Raw genomic sequence first — 1,110 nt, 5'->3', positions numbered from 1 at the left:
GTCCGGTCGGGGCCCGGGTGCGCGGCCCGCTGGCGTGGACGGCCGGCGCGCGAGCCGACGTCCTGGGGAACGCCGGGACACCGTTGGCCCCGGACCAGGAAGGGGTTCTCGACATCGGCCTGACCGGGTTCGAGGTCGCGACGCTCCTGGCGACTCCCGAGGACGGACAGAGTCCGCACGGCCCCGGCATCGCCGCGCACGAGCCCGCGCAACCCGTCCACACCCGGTACTGGCTGCACAACTCCGGCCCCGCCCCGCGCGGCAACATGCCCGTCGCGGTGTACGTCTCACCGACCGCGCTCACCCTCTCCGGGCGGCCCGTGACCGCGACGGTCCGCGTCAGCTCGGAGCTCACCGACGCCCCGGTCTCGGGCACGGTCGCCCTGCGCGTACCGTCCGGCTGGTCAGCCGAGCCCGCCGAACTGCCGTACGCGCTGGGCCCCGGCGGCTTCACCCTCTCCGAGGTCACCGTCACCCCCGCCCCCGACGCCGCACCCGGCCGCCACTGGCTCGCGGCGCTGCTGTCGTACGGCGGTCAGACGTACGAGGATGTCGTGGCGCTAGACGTGCCGGGCACCGTCCCGGAGGGCGAGCCGGACGGCCGGACGGGCCCGACTCTCGTGTCCCGCCTGGGAGTTGAGCGCATCAGGGTGCGCGCGGGCGAGCTCGGCCAGGTTCCGGTGACCGTCCGCAACACCACCCGCGGTCCGGTCGACGGCACCCTGTGGGCGGTGTCGTCGTGGGGCACCTGGCCGGGGGTGAGTCCGGGCTGCCAGGGCTTCACCGTGCCCGCCGGGGAGCGGCTGGAGTGCGTGATCGAGGTGGACGGCCGTGCGGTGCCACCGGGTTCGTACTGGCTGATGGCGAAGATCGCCTGGCACGGCAGTGTCGCCTACACCGAGGCCGTACCGCTGGAGGTGCTGCCGTGAGCGACCACGTACATGCGCGTTCACATCCACCCGGCAGCCCCGCACACGTCCACCTGCCCGACGGTGTGGCCGCGCTCGTGGACGGAGACGCCCTCGCCGCGGCGCACGTGGACGCGCTGCTGAGGGTCGTACCGCCGCGCGATCCCGTGACGCGCCCCGACGCATCGGCGCGGGCCGAACG

Annotated in this window: 1 protein-coding gene and 1 pseudogene; both read left to right on the top strand. The window is 74.8% G+C overall.

Going from position 1 to position 1,110, the window contains the following annotated elements; all coding sequences use genetic code 11:
• Positions 1-929, top strand: a 929-nt coding sequence (locus O3Q52_RS53390) for an NEW3 domain-containing protein (protein WP_269655587.1), incomplete at its 5' end; no start/stop codon positions are given.
• Positions 926-1,110, top strand: a pseudogene (locus tag O3Q52_RS53385) (peptidyl-prolyl cis-trans isomerase); the annotation flags it as partial. The gene O3Q52_RS53390 and the pseudogene O3Q52_RS53385, both read left to right, overlap by 4 nt.

The organism is Streptomyces sp. ActVer, assembly GCF_027270795.1.
Lineage (GTDB): Bacteria > Actinomycetota > Actinomycetes > Streptomycetales > Streptomycetaceae > Streptomyces > Streptomyces umbrinus_A.
The sequence above is the reverse complement of the archived record's forward strand: the minus strand, read 5'-3'. Positions and strand labels throughout refer to the sequence as shown.